The sequence below is a fragment of the Nocardioides sp. genome (assembly GCF_035429765.1).
Classification (GTDB): Bacteria; Actinomycetota; Actinomycetes; order Propionibacteriales; family Nocardioidaceae; genus Nocardioides.
The window spans coordinates 1-14,266 of record NZ_DAOMFK010000069.1 but is presented as its reverse complement, the minus strand read 5'-3'; the positions used below and the strand labels follow the sequence as shown (position 1 = coordinate 14,266).

The window sequence follows — 14,266 nt, the reverse complement described above, 5'->3', positions numbered from 1 at the left end:
ACCGACCTGGGCCGCGCGGCTGCGCTGCCCCCCGCGGCCCGCGCCGAGGCCGAGCGAGCCGAGCTGACCGCGGCCGCCCGCGCCGTGGCGAAGGTGTGGAGCATCCGGCACGACATCGAGGGGGTCCCCTACCCGTCCGCCCTGTCGCGTGAGCTGGTCTCCCGGCAGACCGCGCCTCGGTCGCCAGCCGCGTCGGCCAGCGCGTCCGCGTCCGCCACCCCCCGGCCCAGCCCGACCACGCGGGCCACCCAGAGCGCCTCGGCGACGGCGAGCCCCACCGCACAGGTCCCCAAGACGGCGGCCGACTATCCCCGCTGGGACAAGGTGCTGGACCCCGCGCAGACCGCCGAGCAGACCCGCAGCTACTGGTGCGGCCCCACCTCCATGCAGATGATCGCGTGGGGGTGGTCGGGCCGCGAGCGCAGCCAGGACCTGTGGGCCAGCCGCCTGGGCACCACCTCCAGCGGCACCGACATCGGCTCGATCGTGCGGACCGTCAACCGCTACACCGGGTGGGACCGGGAGGACTACGCCGGCCCGTACATCACCCTGGACATCGGCGGCTACAGCTACGGGCAGTGGTACCTGCTGCTGATGCGGCACATCCACGACTACCGGGCGCCTCTGGTGATGCACCCGATCCTGCTGAAGAAGTACTTCCCCTACCTCGACGACGACGCCTCGGGTCACTACCAGGTGGGGCGCGGGTACGCCAAGCGCGGGGTCAAGCCGAACCTGATCAGCTACTTCGAGCCCTGGAACCAGCAGCGCTTCGACCCCTCCGAGCCGTACATCCCGCGGGTGCAGTGGCGCCTGGCCTACAAGAGCTTCCGCGCCAACAAGGCCCACCCGCTGCACAACATCGGCGTCTGATGCCGTCCCGGACCCGTCTCCGGGACTCCGCGTGCGCTGCGGCCCTCGCGGCGCTGCTCGCCACCGGGCTCGCCTCCTGCGGGGCCGACGACGGTGACCGGCCAGCCCCCTCGGGCTCCGCCTCCACGCCGGACGTCCCCTCCTCCAGCCCACCCGACGGCGGTCCGTCCGGGGGGACGAGCGCCAGCCCGCACCCCGTCGTCGCGGACACCGACCTGCTCGACTGGAGGGCCGTCCCCGGCCCGGTCGAGGACGAGGTGACGGTGTCGGGGGACTGGACGCTCACCGTGGACGAGCAGGGCCGCCGGGCGGTGCTGGACGGGCCCACCCCCCAGACGGTGCCCGCCGGCCCTCGGGGCCGGATCGTGGAGTCGTTCATCGACGGTGAGTACGCGCTGGTCGTGAGCCAGGACCGGCTCGAGGAGCGGCCCAGCACCGCCACGGTGGTCGAGCTGGCCACGGGCCGGCGGTTCGTGCTCGACGGTCGCTCCCCGGTCCCGACCACGACCGGCGGCACCTGGGCCCTCGGTGGCGGGCACGCGCTGTACGCGACGTACGACCAGGGCGGGTACTGCCTGGCCAGCGTCGACCTCGCCACCGAGCAGGCCCGCGCGACGTGGTGCGCACCCCCGCGGCACGGCTTCAGCAACGCCCGCACCAGCCCGCAGGGCGACACCCTCCTCACCTTCGACGCCAGCCGGCCCTCCTGCCGCACCGTCGGCGCACTGGACGGGGAGCGGCTCACGCCGTTCCCCGGGGTCACCGAGTGCAAGGGCTGGGAGGGAGTGCTGCTGCCTGGCGGCCGGGTGTGGTCGGTGGTGCCCCGGGACACCCGGATCGAGTCCGCGCACCTCTACGCGGCCCTCGGCGACGCCTGGTTCGACCTCGGGCCGGGCATCTCGGGCAGTCTGGTGGCCTGCGGCGGCGCGGCGTACTTCGCCCGGGAGCCCGCCCGCGTGGGCGAGCCGGCGCAGGTGCTCCGCTGGACCCCCGCCGGACGCCTCTCGGTGGTCTACGCCGCACCCGCGGGCGGTGAGGGGTTCGTCACGGTCCCGCCGCGGTGCGGTGGGACCCAGCTCACCGTCACCGCGCTGACGCAGGCGGGCGACGAGCAGGTCACGGCTCCGCTGGGCTGAGCCGGGCCCGACGGCGGGGAGGCTCCCCGCGCGTGTCGTCCGCGGGCGCGCACTAGGGTCGTCTCGTGGGGTTCACCGGATTCCGAGCAGCCGCCCTGGACTTCTACGACGACCTCGAGATCGACAACACCCGGTCGTTCTGGGAGGCCCACAAGGCGGTGTACGCCGAGGAGGTGCGCGCGCCGATGACGGCGTTGTGCGCCGCGCTCGCCGCCGAGTTCGGCGAGGCCACGCTCTTCCGCCCCTATCGCGACGTCCGCTTCGCCCGCGACAAGTCCCCGTACAAGACCCACCAGGGGGCCTTCGTCCGCACCGGCCCTGCGACGGGCTGGTACGTCCAGCTGTCCGCCCGCGGGCTGATGACCGGAGCCGGGTTCTACCAGGCCGAGCCGGACCGGCTGGCGGCGTACCGCGCGGCCGTCGACGACGAGCGCCGCGGGCCGCGGCTCGCCGCGCTGCTGGCGGACCTGGAGGGGCGGGGCTGGGAGGTCTCGGGCGACCGCGTCAAGACCAGGCCCCGGGGCTGGCCGGCCGACCACCCGCGCCTGGACCTGCTGCGCCACCGCTCGCTCACCGTCGGCCGGCAGCACGGGTTCGACCCGGTCATCCACACCCCGCAGCTGGCCGACGTCGTCCGGTCGGACTGGCGCTCCGCCCGGCCGCTGGTCGACTGGCTGGCCGAGGCCCTGGGAGGCACCGGCGATGGCTGAACGGCTCACCCTCCGCGACGGCACGCCCTGCTGGGTGTGGCCGCTCATCCAGACCGACCGGGCGTCCCTGGCCCGGGAGTTCGAGTCCCTCTCCCCCGAGTCGCGCCGGCACCGGTTCCTCAGCCCGGTGGTGCGCCTGAACGAGGCGATGCTGCGCCACCTCGTCGACGAGGTGGACGGGATCCACCACGTCGCCCTCGTACTCATGGTCGAGGTGGGCGACGACCTGGAGCCGGCCGGGATCGCCCGGTGCGTGCGCTACCCCGACCAGCCGGACGCCGCCGACCTGGCGGTGACCGTCAAGGACGAGTGGCAGGGCCGCGGAGCGGCCACCGTGCTGCTCACCGCGCTGATGGCCCAGCGGCCCGAGGGGGTCACCCACATCATCACCGAGGTCGCCGCCGACAACGTCGCCTCGCTCGCGATGCTGCGGCGGCTGGGTCCGACCCGGGTGCACGAGACCGGGCTGGGCATCCTCGACGTCGAGGTCGACCTGGTCCCGACCGGCCACTCGATCGCCCCCGAGCAGCCGGGCGACCGGCTGCACGAGGTGCTGGCCACTCCCGGGCACGAGCAGCTGCGGGGACGCGACCTGGTGTGCGGCTGGTGGCCCACCCCGTCCTCGGCGGCCGCGCAGGAGGAGGAGCCGTCGGTAGTGCCCCAGCCCGAGGCGCCGCCCCGGTCGCGGCGCAAGAACAAGAACAAGACCAAGAACAGGACAAAGACCAAGGCCAGCTGAGCCTCAGGCCACCGTCAGTGGGGCTGCCAGGCGTCCTCGTCCGCGGTGCGGCGGGTGACCGACTCGGGTAGCTGGCCCTCGGCGAGGTCGCGGATCGAGACGTCCTCGAAGACGTCGCGCAAGGAGTGCCGCGCCGCGATCCAGACGTGCTGCAGCACGCGCGCGGAGTCGTTGTACGACACCGCCTCCGGACGCAGCCCGTACACCGAGACCAAGGGTCCGTCCACCGCCCTGATCACGTCGGCCACACTCACCTCCGCGGGGTCGCGGCCCATCCGCCAGCCGCCCGACTGCCCCCGCTGGGACCTGACGATCCCGGCCCGCCTCAGGTCGGCCAGGATCGCCTGCAGGAACCCGTGCGGGATCCCCTGCCGCCGCCCCAGCTCCTCGGCGCTGACCGGCGACGCCTCCCGCTGCCCGGCCATCTCGATGAGCGCCCGGAGGGCGTAGTCGGCCTTGGCGGAGACGCGCATGGACCCATCGTGTCAGATTTGTCCAGTAGTTCAGTCGACTGAGACTCGTCAACGTGGCGGAGGTCACGGACCGCTGATCCGACGGCGCTCCTTGCGTGTCGTCAAGGCGCAAGGCACAATTAAGTTACTGGCGAGTAGCCGAATGTCGGCCGGGGCGTGCCCCGCCGTGCGAGAACCAGCCCCCAACGACGAAGGTGGAACGGTGAGCCACTACAAGAGCAACCTGCGCGACATCGAGTTCAACCTCTTCGAGGTGCTGGGCCGAGACGAGGTCCTCGGCCAGGGTCCCTTCGCCGAGGTCGACGCGGAGACCGCCCGCACGATCCTGGCCGAGGTCGAGCGCCTGGCCCGCGAGGACGTGGCCGCGTCGTACGTCGAGGCGGACCGCAAGCCACCCGTCTTCGACCCCGCCACCTACACCGCTCCGGTCGGCGAGGCCTTCGCCAAGAGCTACCGCGCCTGGATGGACGCGGAGTACTGGCGGCTGCAGATCCCCGAGGAGCTCGGCGGCACGCCGGCGCCGCCCAGCCTCAACTGGGCGATCGGCGAGATGGTGCTCGGGGCGAACGCACCGGTGTGGATGTACGGCGCCGGGCCGGCGTTCGCGGGTGTGGTCTTCCACAACGGGACCGAGCGGGACAAGCGGATCGCCCAGATCATCGTCGAGCGCGAGTGGGGCACCACGATGGTGCTGACCGAGCCGGACGCCGGCTCCGACGTCGGTGCCGGTCGGGCCAAGGCCACCCCCAACGCCGACGGCTCCTGGAACGTCGAGGGCGTCAAGCGCTTCATCACCTCCGGTGAGCACGAGATGAGCGAGAACATCATCCACCTGGTGCTGGCCCGCCCGTCCGGCGTGGAGGGGATCGGCGGCCCCGGGACCAAGGGTCTGTCGATGTTCATCGTGCCGAAGTACCTCTTCGACCTCGAGACCGGTGAGCTCACCGGCGAGCGCAACGGCGCCTACGTCACCAACCTCGAGAAGAAGATGGGCATCAAGGTCTCCAACACCTGCGAGGTCACCTTCGGCGACCCCGCGGTCGGCGGCGGAGAGCCCGCCAAGGGGTGGCTGCTCGGCGAGGTCCACGACGGCATCGCCCAGATGTTCGAGGTCATCGAGAACGCCCGGATGATGGTCGGCACCAAGGCCATCGCGACCCTGTCCAGCGGGTACCTGAACGCCCTGGAGTACGCCAAGTCGCGCGTGCAGGGCCCGGACCTGACCCAGGCCGCGGACAAGACCGCGCCTCGGGTGACGATCACCCACCACCCGGACGTGCGGCGTTCGCTGATGACCCAGAAGTCCTTCGCCGAGGCGATGCGGGCCCTGGTGCTGTTCACCGCCAGCTGGCAGGACCGGGTCATGCTCGCCGCGCACGCCGGGGAGAAGGACGAGCTGGCCGCCGCGGTCAACGACCTGCTGCTGCCGATCGTCAAGGGATACGGCTCGGAGCGGTCGTGGGTGCTGCTGGGCACCGAGTCCTTGCAGACCCTCGGCGGGTCGGGCTTCCTGCAGGACTACCCGATCGAGCAGTACGTGCGCGACGCCAAGATCGACACGCTCTACGAGGGCACCACGGCGATCCAGGGCATGGACTTCTTCTTCCGCAAGATCGTCAAGGACCAGGGCCGGGCGCTGGGCCACCTGGCGGGTGAGATCCAGGCCTTCGTCGCCGCTGAGGCCGGCAACGGCCGGCTGAAGGTGGAGCGCGACCTGCTCGCGACCGCCCTGGACGACGCCCAGTCGATGGTCGGGCTGATGATCACCCAGCTGATGGCCTCCGACCCGCGTGCCGAGGGCGGGGACCTGCGCAACATGTACAAGGTCGGGCTGAACACCACCCGGCTGCTGATGGCCCTGGGCGACGTGGTGTGCGCGTGGCTGCTGCTGCGCCAGGCCGAGGTGGCCCTGGACAAGCTGGCCGGGGACGTCTCGGCGGCCGACAAGGCCTTCTACGAGGGCAAGGTCGCGGCGGCGCAGTTCTTCGCGCAGCACAACCTGCCGAAGCTCACCTCCGAGCGGCACATCGCCGAGCAGGTCGACCTGGCGCTGATGGACCTCGACGAGGCGGCCTTCTAGCCACAGGGCCGGGCCCAATCACCGGGGCCCGGCCGTCCAGCGAGGCCGGCAGACGTCTGACCCGCTCGGGGCGAACCCCCGGGCGGGTCGGTCTGCGCCGACCCGGCGGGTGGTAGTGCCCCGGACCGCTCCTAGGGTGGGCTCATGAACGACGCGCATCGGCTGGCCGGCTACGTCGAGGTCTGGTGGGCCGCGGTCCAGGACTTCCTGACGCTGCTCGACCAGGTTCCCGGGGAGGAGTGGGCGACCCCCACCGACCTCCCGGGCTGGACCGTGCACGACGTGGTCGCGCACACCGCCCACCTGGAGGCGGTGCTGGCGGGGGCTCCGGAGGAGACGCTGCAGATCGAGCCCGGTCCGCACGTGACCGGGCTGATGGGCCTCTACACCGAGCAGGGTGTCGCCGCCCGCCGCGACCGCACTCCCGATCAGCTGATCGAGGAGATCCGGCGCAGCGCACTGGTCCGGCACGAGGCCCTCCTCCGAGACCCGCCGAGCGACGCCTCAGCGCGCCCTGAGCGGATCTTCGGCGGCGTACCGTGGACGTGGGACACGCTGCTGCGCAACCGTCCGCTCGATGTCTGGATGCACGAGCAGGACGTGCGACGGGCGGTGGGACGGCCGGGGAACCTCGACTCGCCGGCGGCGCGGCACACCACCGACTACCTCGCCGGGTCGCTGCCCCTGGTGGTGGCCAAGCGGGCCGGCGCGCTGCCGGGCAGCACCGTGGTCCTGCGAGTGGTGGGGAGCGACCCGGTGGCCGTCGGTGTGGGCGAGGACGGCCGCGGCCGGCTCCTCCCCGAGGCTCCGGCCGCCCCGACGGTGACCCTCGAGATGGACCGCGAGACGTTCGTGGTGCTCGCGGGGGGCCGCAGGGCGGCCTCCGAGCGGGACGTGGCGATCACCGGTGATGCGGAACTGGCCGCTCGGGTACTGGCTGGAATGGCGGTGACGCCGTGACCTGGCACCTGGGCGAGCTGCCCGACCAGACGGGCCGCACCATCCTGGTCACCGGGACCTCGACCGGCGGGCTGGGCCACCACACCGCGCTGGAGCTCGCCCGCCGTGGGGCCCGGGTGGTGCTGGCGGGCCGCAGCGACGCCAAGCTCGCCGAGACCGAGTCCGCGATCCGCGCCGATCTCGGCCGCGCCGATCTCGGCCGCCTCCTCGTGGACCTCGCGGACCTGTCCTCGGTACGTCGCGCGGGGGACCAGCTCGCGGAGGAGCAGCTCCACGTCCTGGTCAACAACGCCGGGGTGATGGCCACGCCGTACCGGCGTACCGGCGACGGTCTCGAGCTGCACCTGGCGACCAACCACTTCGGCCCGTTCCTGCTCACGGGGCTCCTGCTGTCCCGGCTGGTGGCCAGCGGCGACGGTCGGGTGGTGACGGTGTCCTCCCAGGCCCACCGGACCGCACGTCGTGCTCCCCTGGGCGACCCGTTCGTGCAGGAGGGCCGCTACCACCGGTGGCAGGTGTACGGGCAGTCCAAGCTGGCGAACCTGCTGTTCACTTTCGAGCTGCAGCGCCGGCTGGACGCGGCCGGACTCCCTGTCCGGGCCATGGCCGCCCACCCGGGCTTCGCTGGCACCCACCTGGTCGTCAACGGGCAGCTGGGCCGCTCCACCGGCCCCCTGGCCTCGATCATGGACGCCGCCGTACGCGTGGTCTCGCAGTCCGCCGCGGACGGGGCGCTGCCGACGCTGATGGCCGCCACCGCGGACCTGCCCGGGGGCACCTACTGCGGTCCCTCCCGCATGGGTCAGTGGCGTGGCGCGCCGACCGTGGTCGACTGCGCCCCGCTGGCCCGGGACCGCGCGGCCCAGTCCAGGTTGTGGGAGCTCAGCGAGGAGACCGTGGGGCTGAGCTACCCCTGACCGCCTGTTGACTCGCGCCCCGCGCCCGGTTGACTCGCGCCCCGCGACCCGTTGACTCGCGCCCCGCGACCCGTTGAGTCGCGCCTCGCGACCTGTTGACTCGCGCCCCGCGGCCACCGGACGAGGCGCAGACGCAAGTCAACCGGTGAGCATGCGCAAGTGAACCGGGAAGGAGGCGCGAGTCAACCGGGGACGAGGCGCGAGTCAACGGGTCAGCGCTGGCGGGGCCCGAACTGGGGAGCGACCTTCCGGAAGGCCGCCTCGCGCGCGATCTTGGCGTTGCGAGAGGCGAGCAGGAAGACCTGCTCCATCCGCTCGCGGGCGAAGGTACGCCGCGGGCTCGACGTCCAGGTGTCGTTGAAGAGCCGCTTGGCAGCCGCCAACGCGTCGGGCGACCGTCCGGCCAGCTGCTGGGCGAAGGCCGTCGCGCCGGCGACCGGGTCAGCGTCGAGCACCGTGACCAGGCCCAGCTCGTGGGCCTCCTTGCCGGAGAACATCTCGGCGGTCATCGTCAGCCGCTTGGCGGTGTCGATGCCGACGAGCTCGGCCAGGGAGCGGATACCGCTCATGTCGGGGATGATCCCCCACTTGCCCTCCAGGACCGACCAGGTGGAGTCGGGGCTCGCGTACCGGAAGTCGGCCGCGAGCGCGATCTGCACGCCTCCGCCCAGGCAGTGGCCGTGCACGGCAGCGATCACCGGGACCGGTAGCCGACGCCAGGCCCAGCACGCCTCCTGGAAGGTGTTGGTGCCCCGCCAGGGACGCGGGACGAACGCCCGCCCGATCGCTACCGGGTCCTTGAGGGCCGAGGCGAAGTCGAGGCCCGCGCAGAACCCGTCGCCCTCGCCGGCGATCACCACCGCGCGCAGGGTCTTGTCGCGCCGGAGCCGGTGCGCGGTCGCGACCAGCTCATCGAGGAAGGGAAGGGTGAGTGCGTTGAGCTTGTCGGGACGAGAGAGCCGCACCTGGGCAATGCCGTCCTCGACCGTGCAGGTGACGAGGGCCATGAACCCAGGGTAGGTGGCCTCGTGGGGTACGGCGACAGGCCGCCGACGTGGCCTGCGTTACGTCGAGGGGTCGCCATTCGTGCCGGGTCGGTCGCCATTCGTGCCGGGTCGGCTTCCGGCGGGGGCAGTGCCCCGACATGATGGGGACATGAGCACCGAGTCCCGTGCCGGCCAGCCCGCCCAGCCCGCCGACCTTGTCGACGTCGCGCACCTGGTGACGGCGTACTACACGGGGGTGCCGGACCCCGAGGTCGTCGACCAGCAGGTCGCCTTCGGCACCAGTGGCCACCGGGGCAGCTCGCTGAAGACGTCCTTCAACGAGACCCACATCCTGGCCACGACCCAGGCGATCTGCGACTACCGCCGGGAGCAGGGGTACGACGGCCCGCTCTTCATCGGCCGCGACACCCACGGGCTGTCGGAGCCGGCGTGGGCCTCGGCCCTGGAGGTGCTGGTCGCCAACGACGTCACCGTGCTGGTGGACTCCCGCGACGGCTACACCCCCACCCCGGCGGTGTCGCACGCGATCCTGCGGGCCAACGCCGGCAAGGGCGCCGGTGGGCGCGGCCTCGCCGACGGGATCGTGGTCACCCCCTCGCACAACCCGCCCAGCGACGGCGGGTTCAAGTACAACCCTCCGCACGGGGGTCCCGCGGACACCGACGCGACCGCGGTCATCGCCGCGCGCGCGAACGAGCTGATCGCGGCGGGGCTGAACGGCGTACGACGGGTCCCCTTCCCGCGCGCCCGTGCCGCGTGCGCGTCCTACGACTTCCTCGGAACCTACGTCGAGGACCTGCCGCAGGTCCTGGACCTCGACCGGGTCCGCGACGTCGGCGTGCGGATCGGCGCGGACCCGCTGGGCGGGGCGAGCGTGGCCTACTGGGGGGAGATCGCCGACCGGCACCGGCTCGCCCTCACCGTGGTCAACCCGCTGGTCGACCCGACGTGGCGGTTCATGACGCTGGACTGGGACGAGAAGATCCGGATGGACTGCTCCTCGCCGTCGGCGATGGCCTCGCTGATCGGCCGCAAGGACGAGTACGACGTGGCCACCGGCAACGACGCCGACGCCGACCGGCACGGCATCGTCACCCCCGACGGCGGGCTGATGAACCCGAACCACTACCTGGCGGTGGCGATCCAGTACCTCTTCGGTGGTGCCCGACCCGGCTGGCCGGAGACCGCCCGGATCGGCAAGACCCTGGTGTCCTCCTCGATGATCGACCGGGTGGCCGCCGCGCTCGGCAAGCCGATGGTGGAGGTGCCGGTCGGGTTCAAGTGGTTCGTGCCCGGTCTCATCGACGGGTCGTTCGGCTTCGGCGGGGAGGAGTCGGCGGGTGCGTCGTTCCTGCGCCGCGACGGTCGGACCTGGACCACCGACAAGGACGGCCTCATCCTGGCCCTGCTGGCCTCGGAGATCCTCGCGGCGACCGGCCGCACGCCCTCCCAGCACTACGCCGACCTGGTCGCGCGGCACGGCGACCCGGCGTACGCCCGGATCGACGCCCCCGCCACCCGCGAGCAGAAGGCCAAGCTGGGCGCGCTCTCCCCCTCCGACGTCACGGCGACGACCCTCGCCGGCGAGCCGATCACGGCCAGGCTCACCGAGGCACCGGGCAACGGCGCGGCGATCGGCGGCCTGAAGGTGACCACGGAGAGCGCCTGGTTCGCCGCCCGGCCCTCGGGCACCGAGGACGTCTACAAGATCTACGCCGAGTCGTTCCGCGGCCCCGAGCACCTGGCCCAGGTGCAGGCCGAGGCTCGCGAGGTGGTCTCCGCGGCGCTCGGGTGAGGGAGGCGTCGGCCCCTGCCGATTGGACCGAAACGACAGGGGTTCGGCCGAAATCTCTGTCGTTTGGGTCCAAACCGCAAGGGTTCCGGCGGGTCAGGTGAGCGAGTCGAGCACCCTCGACACCTGGGCCGGGTCGGTGCCGGGGTTGACGAAGACCAGCCGCAGCACCGGCCGGTCCTGCCACCGGGTGGGGACGCAGAGCACCCGGCCTGACAGCGCCTGCTCCCGCGACCAGGTGGCGTAGCCCTCGGCGCTCCAGCCGACCCGCTCGAAGAGCAGCACGGAGAGGTCCGGATCGACCACCAGGCGCAGCTCGGGCCGTGACCGGATGTCGTCGGCGACCAGCCGGGAGATCGTCAGGCAGCGTTCGACCGCCTGGCGGTAGCGGTCGGTGCCGTGGGTGGCCAGGCTGAACCACAGCGGCAGCCCTCGCGGCCGGCGTGAGAGGTGCACGGCGAGGTCGGCGGGGTTCCACTCGTGCCGGTCGACGTGGTCGAGGTAGCTCGCGGTCTGCTGGTGCGCCGCCTTGGCCAGCTCGGGCCGGCGGTAGACCAGGGCGCAGGAGTCGTACGGCGCGAACAGCCACTTGTGGGGGTCCACGATGAGGCTGTCGGCGCCGTCGATCCCGGCGTACAGGTGCGCGACGCTGGGGGCGAGCAGCCCGGCGCCGCCGTACGCGCCGTCCACGTGCAGCCAGACGCCACGAGCGCGGCACTCCGCGCCCACACCGGCGAGGTCGTCGACGAGCCCGGCGTTCGTCGTGCCGGCCGTGGCCACGACCGCGAAGACCCGCTCCGGCTCGGCGTCGAGCAACGGTCCGAGGGCCGCCCCGGTGAGCCGCCCGCGCTCGTCACCGGGCACGTGCACGACGTCCACCCCCATCACCCGTGCCCCGGAGCGCACCGAGGAGTGCGCGTCCGGGGTGCACGCCACCGCCCAGCCCCCGGGAGGGGTGCGGTCCAGCCCGGCCCGGAGCCGGGCCTCCTCCGCGGTGTGCCGGGCCGCCACCAGGGCGGACAGGTTGCCCATCGTGCCGCCGGCGACGAAGCAGCCTCCGGCGGTCTCCGGCCAGCCGACCAGCCCGGCGAGCCAGGCGATGACCTGGTTCTCCGCGTGGATGGCGCCGGCCCCGCCCTCCCAGAGGCCGGCGAAGATGTTGGAGGCGCTGGTGGCCAGCTCGAAGGCGGCCGCGGTCCGAGTGGGGGCGGAGGGCACGTAGGCGAGGTTCATCGGGTCGTCCTGGGCACGGGTCGCGGGGACCAGTACGTCGGTGAAGAGGGTCAGTGCCCGCTCCGCGCCGATGCCGCCGGGAGTGATGGTCTCCCCCACGCGCTCGGCGAGCCAGGCCGCCGGGCGGGCGGTGGTCAGCGGGTCGGTGGAGCGGCTGATGCGGTGGGTGGCCCAGTGGAGCACCGCCTGGACGCCCTCGGACTCGTCCCCCCACACGCTGGTGGGGGCAGGGTTGGCTTCGGTCACCCGGCAAGGATGGCGCCACCGTGGGGCGGTCGGTCAAGCCGGCGGCACCCTCAGCCGGCACCAAGCGGGGCCCAAGCGGAGCCGGGCAGCCTCTTCTCGACACCACGGCACAGGCCGAGACCGGCCGCCACGCACAGCACAGGAGCCCGCCATGACCACCCGCACCCAGACCCCTCCCGCGCAGCTGACGCTGCCGGGGCAGACCGCCACCCCCGCCGGCCCGCTCGACATGACCGGCATGTACCTGGCCCACCACGCCTTCCGGCGCGACCTCGCGGCGTTCGCCGCGGCGGTGCCCCGCACCCCTGTGGAGGACCGCCGCACCTGGGCCGCGCTGGCCGCGCGGTGGACGCTCTTCGCCGAGGTGCTCCACCACCACCACACCGGCGAGGACACCGGCGTGTGGCCGGCGCTGCACGAGCGGGTGGACGCCGCGGGGGCGGAGACCCTGGACGCGATGGAGGCCGAGCACGCGGTCATCGACCCGCTGCTCGAGGCCTGCGCGAGCGGCTTGCGCACCCTGCTCCGACGACCCGACTCCGACGTCCGCGCCGCTCTCGCGGTGCGGCTCGTCGCGGCCCGCGAGCGGCTCGGCGAGCACCTGCGGCACGAGGAGACCGGCGCGATCCCGCTGCTTCAGCAGCACCTGTCCCCGCAGGAGTGGACGGCGATCCAGGAGGAGCACTTCCACCCCGCCCGGACACTCCGGCAGCTGGCCGTGCTCGTCCCCTGGCTGCTCGAGGGGGTCCCCGACGACGCGGTCCGCGACCTCGCGTCGCGCCCGGGCAACACCCCGATGCGGGTGCTGTGGACCCTCAGCCGTGGACGGTTCGCGCGCCGCTCGCGCGCGGCGTTCCGGTACGCCGGCTGAGCACCGAGGCCTCAGAAGCCGAACCGTTCCCGCTGACCGTCCAGCCACTGCGCGGCCAGCGGGATCCGCCACTGCTCGGTCAGCGCCCGCGCGTCGTCGGCGTGCCGCACCGCGAGCGCCACCTCGCCGGAGGCGGCAGCAGCGAGGGCCAGGAAGGCGTCCACAGGTCCCAGGGCCATGCTCGGGCCCGCGCAGGCGCACCGCCCGGCGTACGGCGCGAGCAGGGTGTACGCCGCGGCGCCCAGGTCCCGGTCCCCGACGGCGAGCGCGGTCTCGGCCGCGGCCGACCAGTTCAGCAGCGAGAACGTGTCGACCGGGTCGAGGACCACCGGGTGGGTGGCCAGGTGCTCCCGCGCCTGGTCGAGCCGTCCCGCACGCAGCAGCAGCAGGCACTGCAGGGCCGCCAGCGGGTCGGACCCCTCGTCGCCGCCCAGCACGTCGGGCAGCACCTCGTCCACCCGGCCCTGCCAGAGGCGGAGTGCCATCGCCACGGCGGCGAGGGCCTCACCGACCTCGTGCACCTGCATCCGCTCGGCGAGCAGGGCGACGCTCTCGAGCCGCTGCTCGGCCTCGGCGAACCGGCCGGCCATCGCCAGCCACGGCACCTCCAGGGCATCGAGAACCATCACGCCGTAGGGGATCCGCAGCCGCTCGGCGTAGTCGCGGGCCAGCGCGCCGGTCTCGCCCATCTGCTGCACCTGGCCCAGCTCCCCGTGCGCGACGGCGGTGAGGGTGGCGGCGACGGTGAAGGAGCGCTCGGCGCCGAGCGTGCTCGCGATCGCCATCGCCTCGGTGGCCAGGTCCAGCCGCTGCTCGGCGGTGTCGGGACGCCACAGCGCCATGAAGCCGACCAGGGCCGCGTCCATCACCGCACCGGGGTGGTCGAGCCGCCGGGCCATGGCGAGGGCCTGCTCGACGAGCGCCGTACGCTCCTCGAAGGTCGCCCCGTAGTGGAGCTCGTTGGCCAGGGCCAGCATCACCCGGCTGCGCAGCGGGTCGTCGGCCGCGGGCAGCTCGGCGAGACTGCGTCGCAGCGCCGCCACGACGTCCTCGTTGACCTGGCCTGCGGGCGCCGAGCGCCACAGCGCCCCGATCGTCATGGCCGAGGCCGCCCGACCGAGCAGGCGGACGTCGCCGATCTGGTCGGCGACCGCGGTGGCCTGCTCGACCGCGTTCAGGAGGGATGCCCAGTCGCCGCGCCACCGGTGGGCCTCCGCGAGCCCCATCAG

Annotated in this window: 13 protein-coding genes; 9 read left to right on the top strand and 4 right to left on the bottom strand. The window is 73.3% G+C overall.

What is annotated here, in order from left to right:
- The 4 genes from PLP61_RS08455 to PLP61_RS08440 all read left to right on the top strand — a co-directional run.
- On the top strand, nucleotides 1–873 hold an 873-nt coding region (locus PLP61_RS08455), incomplete at its 5' end, for a C39 family peptidase (RefSeq protein WP_324502189.1).
- Complete coding sequence (locus PLP61_RS08450) at nucleotides 873–2,009, top strand: hypothetical protein (RefSeq protein ID WP_324502188.1); 1,137 nt, start codon at nucleotides 873–875, stop codon at nucleotides 2,007–2,009. The genes PLP61_RS08455 and PLP61_RS08450, both read left to right, overlap by 1 nt.
- A 65-nt stretch (nucleotides 2,010–2,074) precedes the next feature.
- A complete protein-coding gene (locus PLP61_RS08445) occupies nucleotides 2,075–2,719 on the top strand; it encodes a DUF2461 domain-containing protein (protein WP_324502187.1) in 645 nt (214 codons plus the stop codon).
- A complete protein-coding gene (locus PLP61_RS08440; protein ID WP_324502186.1) occupies nucleotides 2,712–3,458 on the top strand; it encodes a GNAT family N-acetyltransferase in 747 nt (248 codons plus the stop codon). Before PLP61_RS08445 ends, PLP61_RS08440 begins: the two co-directional genes overlap by 8 nt.
- Before the next feature lie 14 nt (nucleotides 3,459–3,472).
- Here the strand turns inward: PLP61_RS08440 and PLP61_RS08435 are convergent, their stop codons facing one another.
- On the bottom strand, nucleotides 3,473–3,931 hold the full coding sequence (locus PLP61_RS08435) for an RrF2 family transcriptional regulator (RefSeq protein ID WP_324502185.1): 459 nt from the start codon (nucleotides 3,929–3,931) through the stop codon (nucleotides 3,473–3,475).
- Between the two features lie 202 nt (nucleotides 3,932–4,133).
- On the opposite strand from PLP61_RS08435, the gene PLP61_RS08430 reads away from it, so the two are divergent.
- The 3 genes from PLP61_RS08430 to PLP61_RS08420 all read left to right on the top strand — a co-directional run bounded on the left by PLP61_RS08430 (nucleotide 4,134) and on the right by PLP61_RS08420 (nucleotide 7,888).
- Nucleotides 4,134–6,011 carry an acyl-CoA dehydrogenase gene (locus tag PLP61_RS08430; RefSeq protein WP_324502184.1) on the top strand — a complete coding sequence of 626 codons (1,878 nt, stop codon included), beginning with the start codon at nucleotides 4,134–4,136 and terminating at the stop codon, nucleotides 6,009–6,011.
- Nucleotides 6,012–6,155: 144 nt separating this feature from the next.
- Nucleotides 6,156–6,971 carry a maleylpyruvate isomerase family mycothiol-dependent enzyme gene (locus PLP61_RS08425; RefSeq protein ID WP_324502183.1) on the top strand — a complete coding sequence of 272 codons (816 nt, stop codon included), beginning with the start codon at nucleotides 6,156–6,158 and terminating at the stop codon, nucleotides 6,969–6,971.
- Nucleotides 6,968–7,888, top strand: coding sequence for an oxidoreductase (locus PLP61_RS08420; RefSeq protein ID WP_324502182.1), 921 nt, complete (start codon nucleotides 6,968–6,970; stop codon nucleotides 7,886–7,888). Before PLP61_RS08425 ends, PLP61_RS08420 begins: the two co-directional genes overlap by 4 nt.
- A gap of 212 nt (nucleotides 7,889–8,100) precedes the next feature.
- Here PLP61_RS08420 and PLP61_RS08415 read toward each other — a convergent pair whose 3' ends face one another.
- A complete protein-coding gene (locus tag PLP61_RS08415; RefSeq protein WP_324502181.1) occupies nucleotides 8,101–8,895 on the bottom strand; it encodes a crotonase/enoyl-CoA hydratase family protein in 795 nt (264 codons plus the stop codon).
- A 148-nt stretch (nucleotides 8,896–9,043) separates the two neighbouring features.
- Between PLP61_RS08415 and pgm the strand changes: the two genes are divergently transcribed.
- On the top strand, nucleotides 9,044–10,690 hold the full coding sequence (pgm, locus tag PLP61_RS08410; protein ID WP_324502180.1) for a phosphoglucomutase (alpha-D-glucose-1,6-bisphosphate-dependent): 1,647 nt from the start codon (nucleotides 9,044–9,046) through the stop codon (nucleotides 10,688–10,690).
- Between the two features lie 93 nt (nucleotides 10,691–10,783).
- On the opposite strand, the gene PLP61_RS08405 is transcribed toward pgm, so the two are convergent.
- Nucleotides 10,784–12,166, bottom strand: coding sequence for a pyridoxal phosphate-dependent decarboxylase family protein (locus PLP61_RS08405; RefSeq protein ID WP_324502179.1), 1,383 nt, complete (start codon nucleotides 12,164–12,166; stop codon nucleotides 10,784–10,786).
- A gap of 151 nt (nucleotides 12,167–12,317) precedes the next feature.
- Here PLP61_RS08405 and PLP61_RS08400 point away from each other — a divergent pair, with 151 nt between their 5' ends.
- Nucleotides 12,318–13,037 carry a hemerythrin domain-containing protein gene (locus PLP61_RS08400; protein ID WP_324502178.1) on the top strand — a complete coding sequence of 240 codons (720 nt, stop codon included), beginning with the start codon at nucleotides 12,318–12,320 and terminating at the stop codon, nucleotides 13,035–13,037.
- Nucleotides 13,038–13,048: 11 nt separating this feature from the next.
- Here PLP61_RS08400 and PLP61_RS08395 read toward each other — a convergent pair.
- Nucleotides 13,049–14,266 (bottom strand): ATP-binding protein (locus PLP61_RS08395; protein ID WP_324502177.1); only part of this gene is annotated, 1,218 nt, incomplete at its 5' end.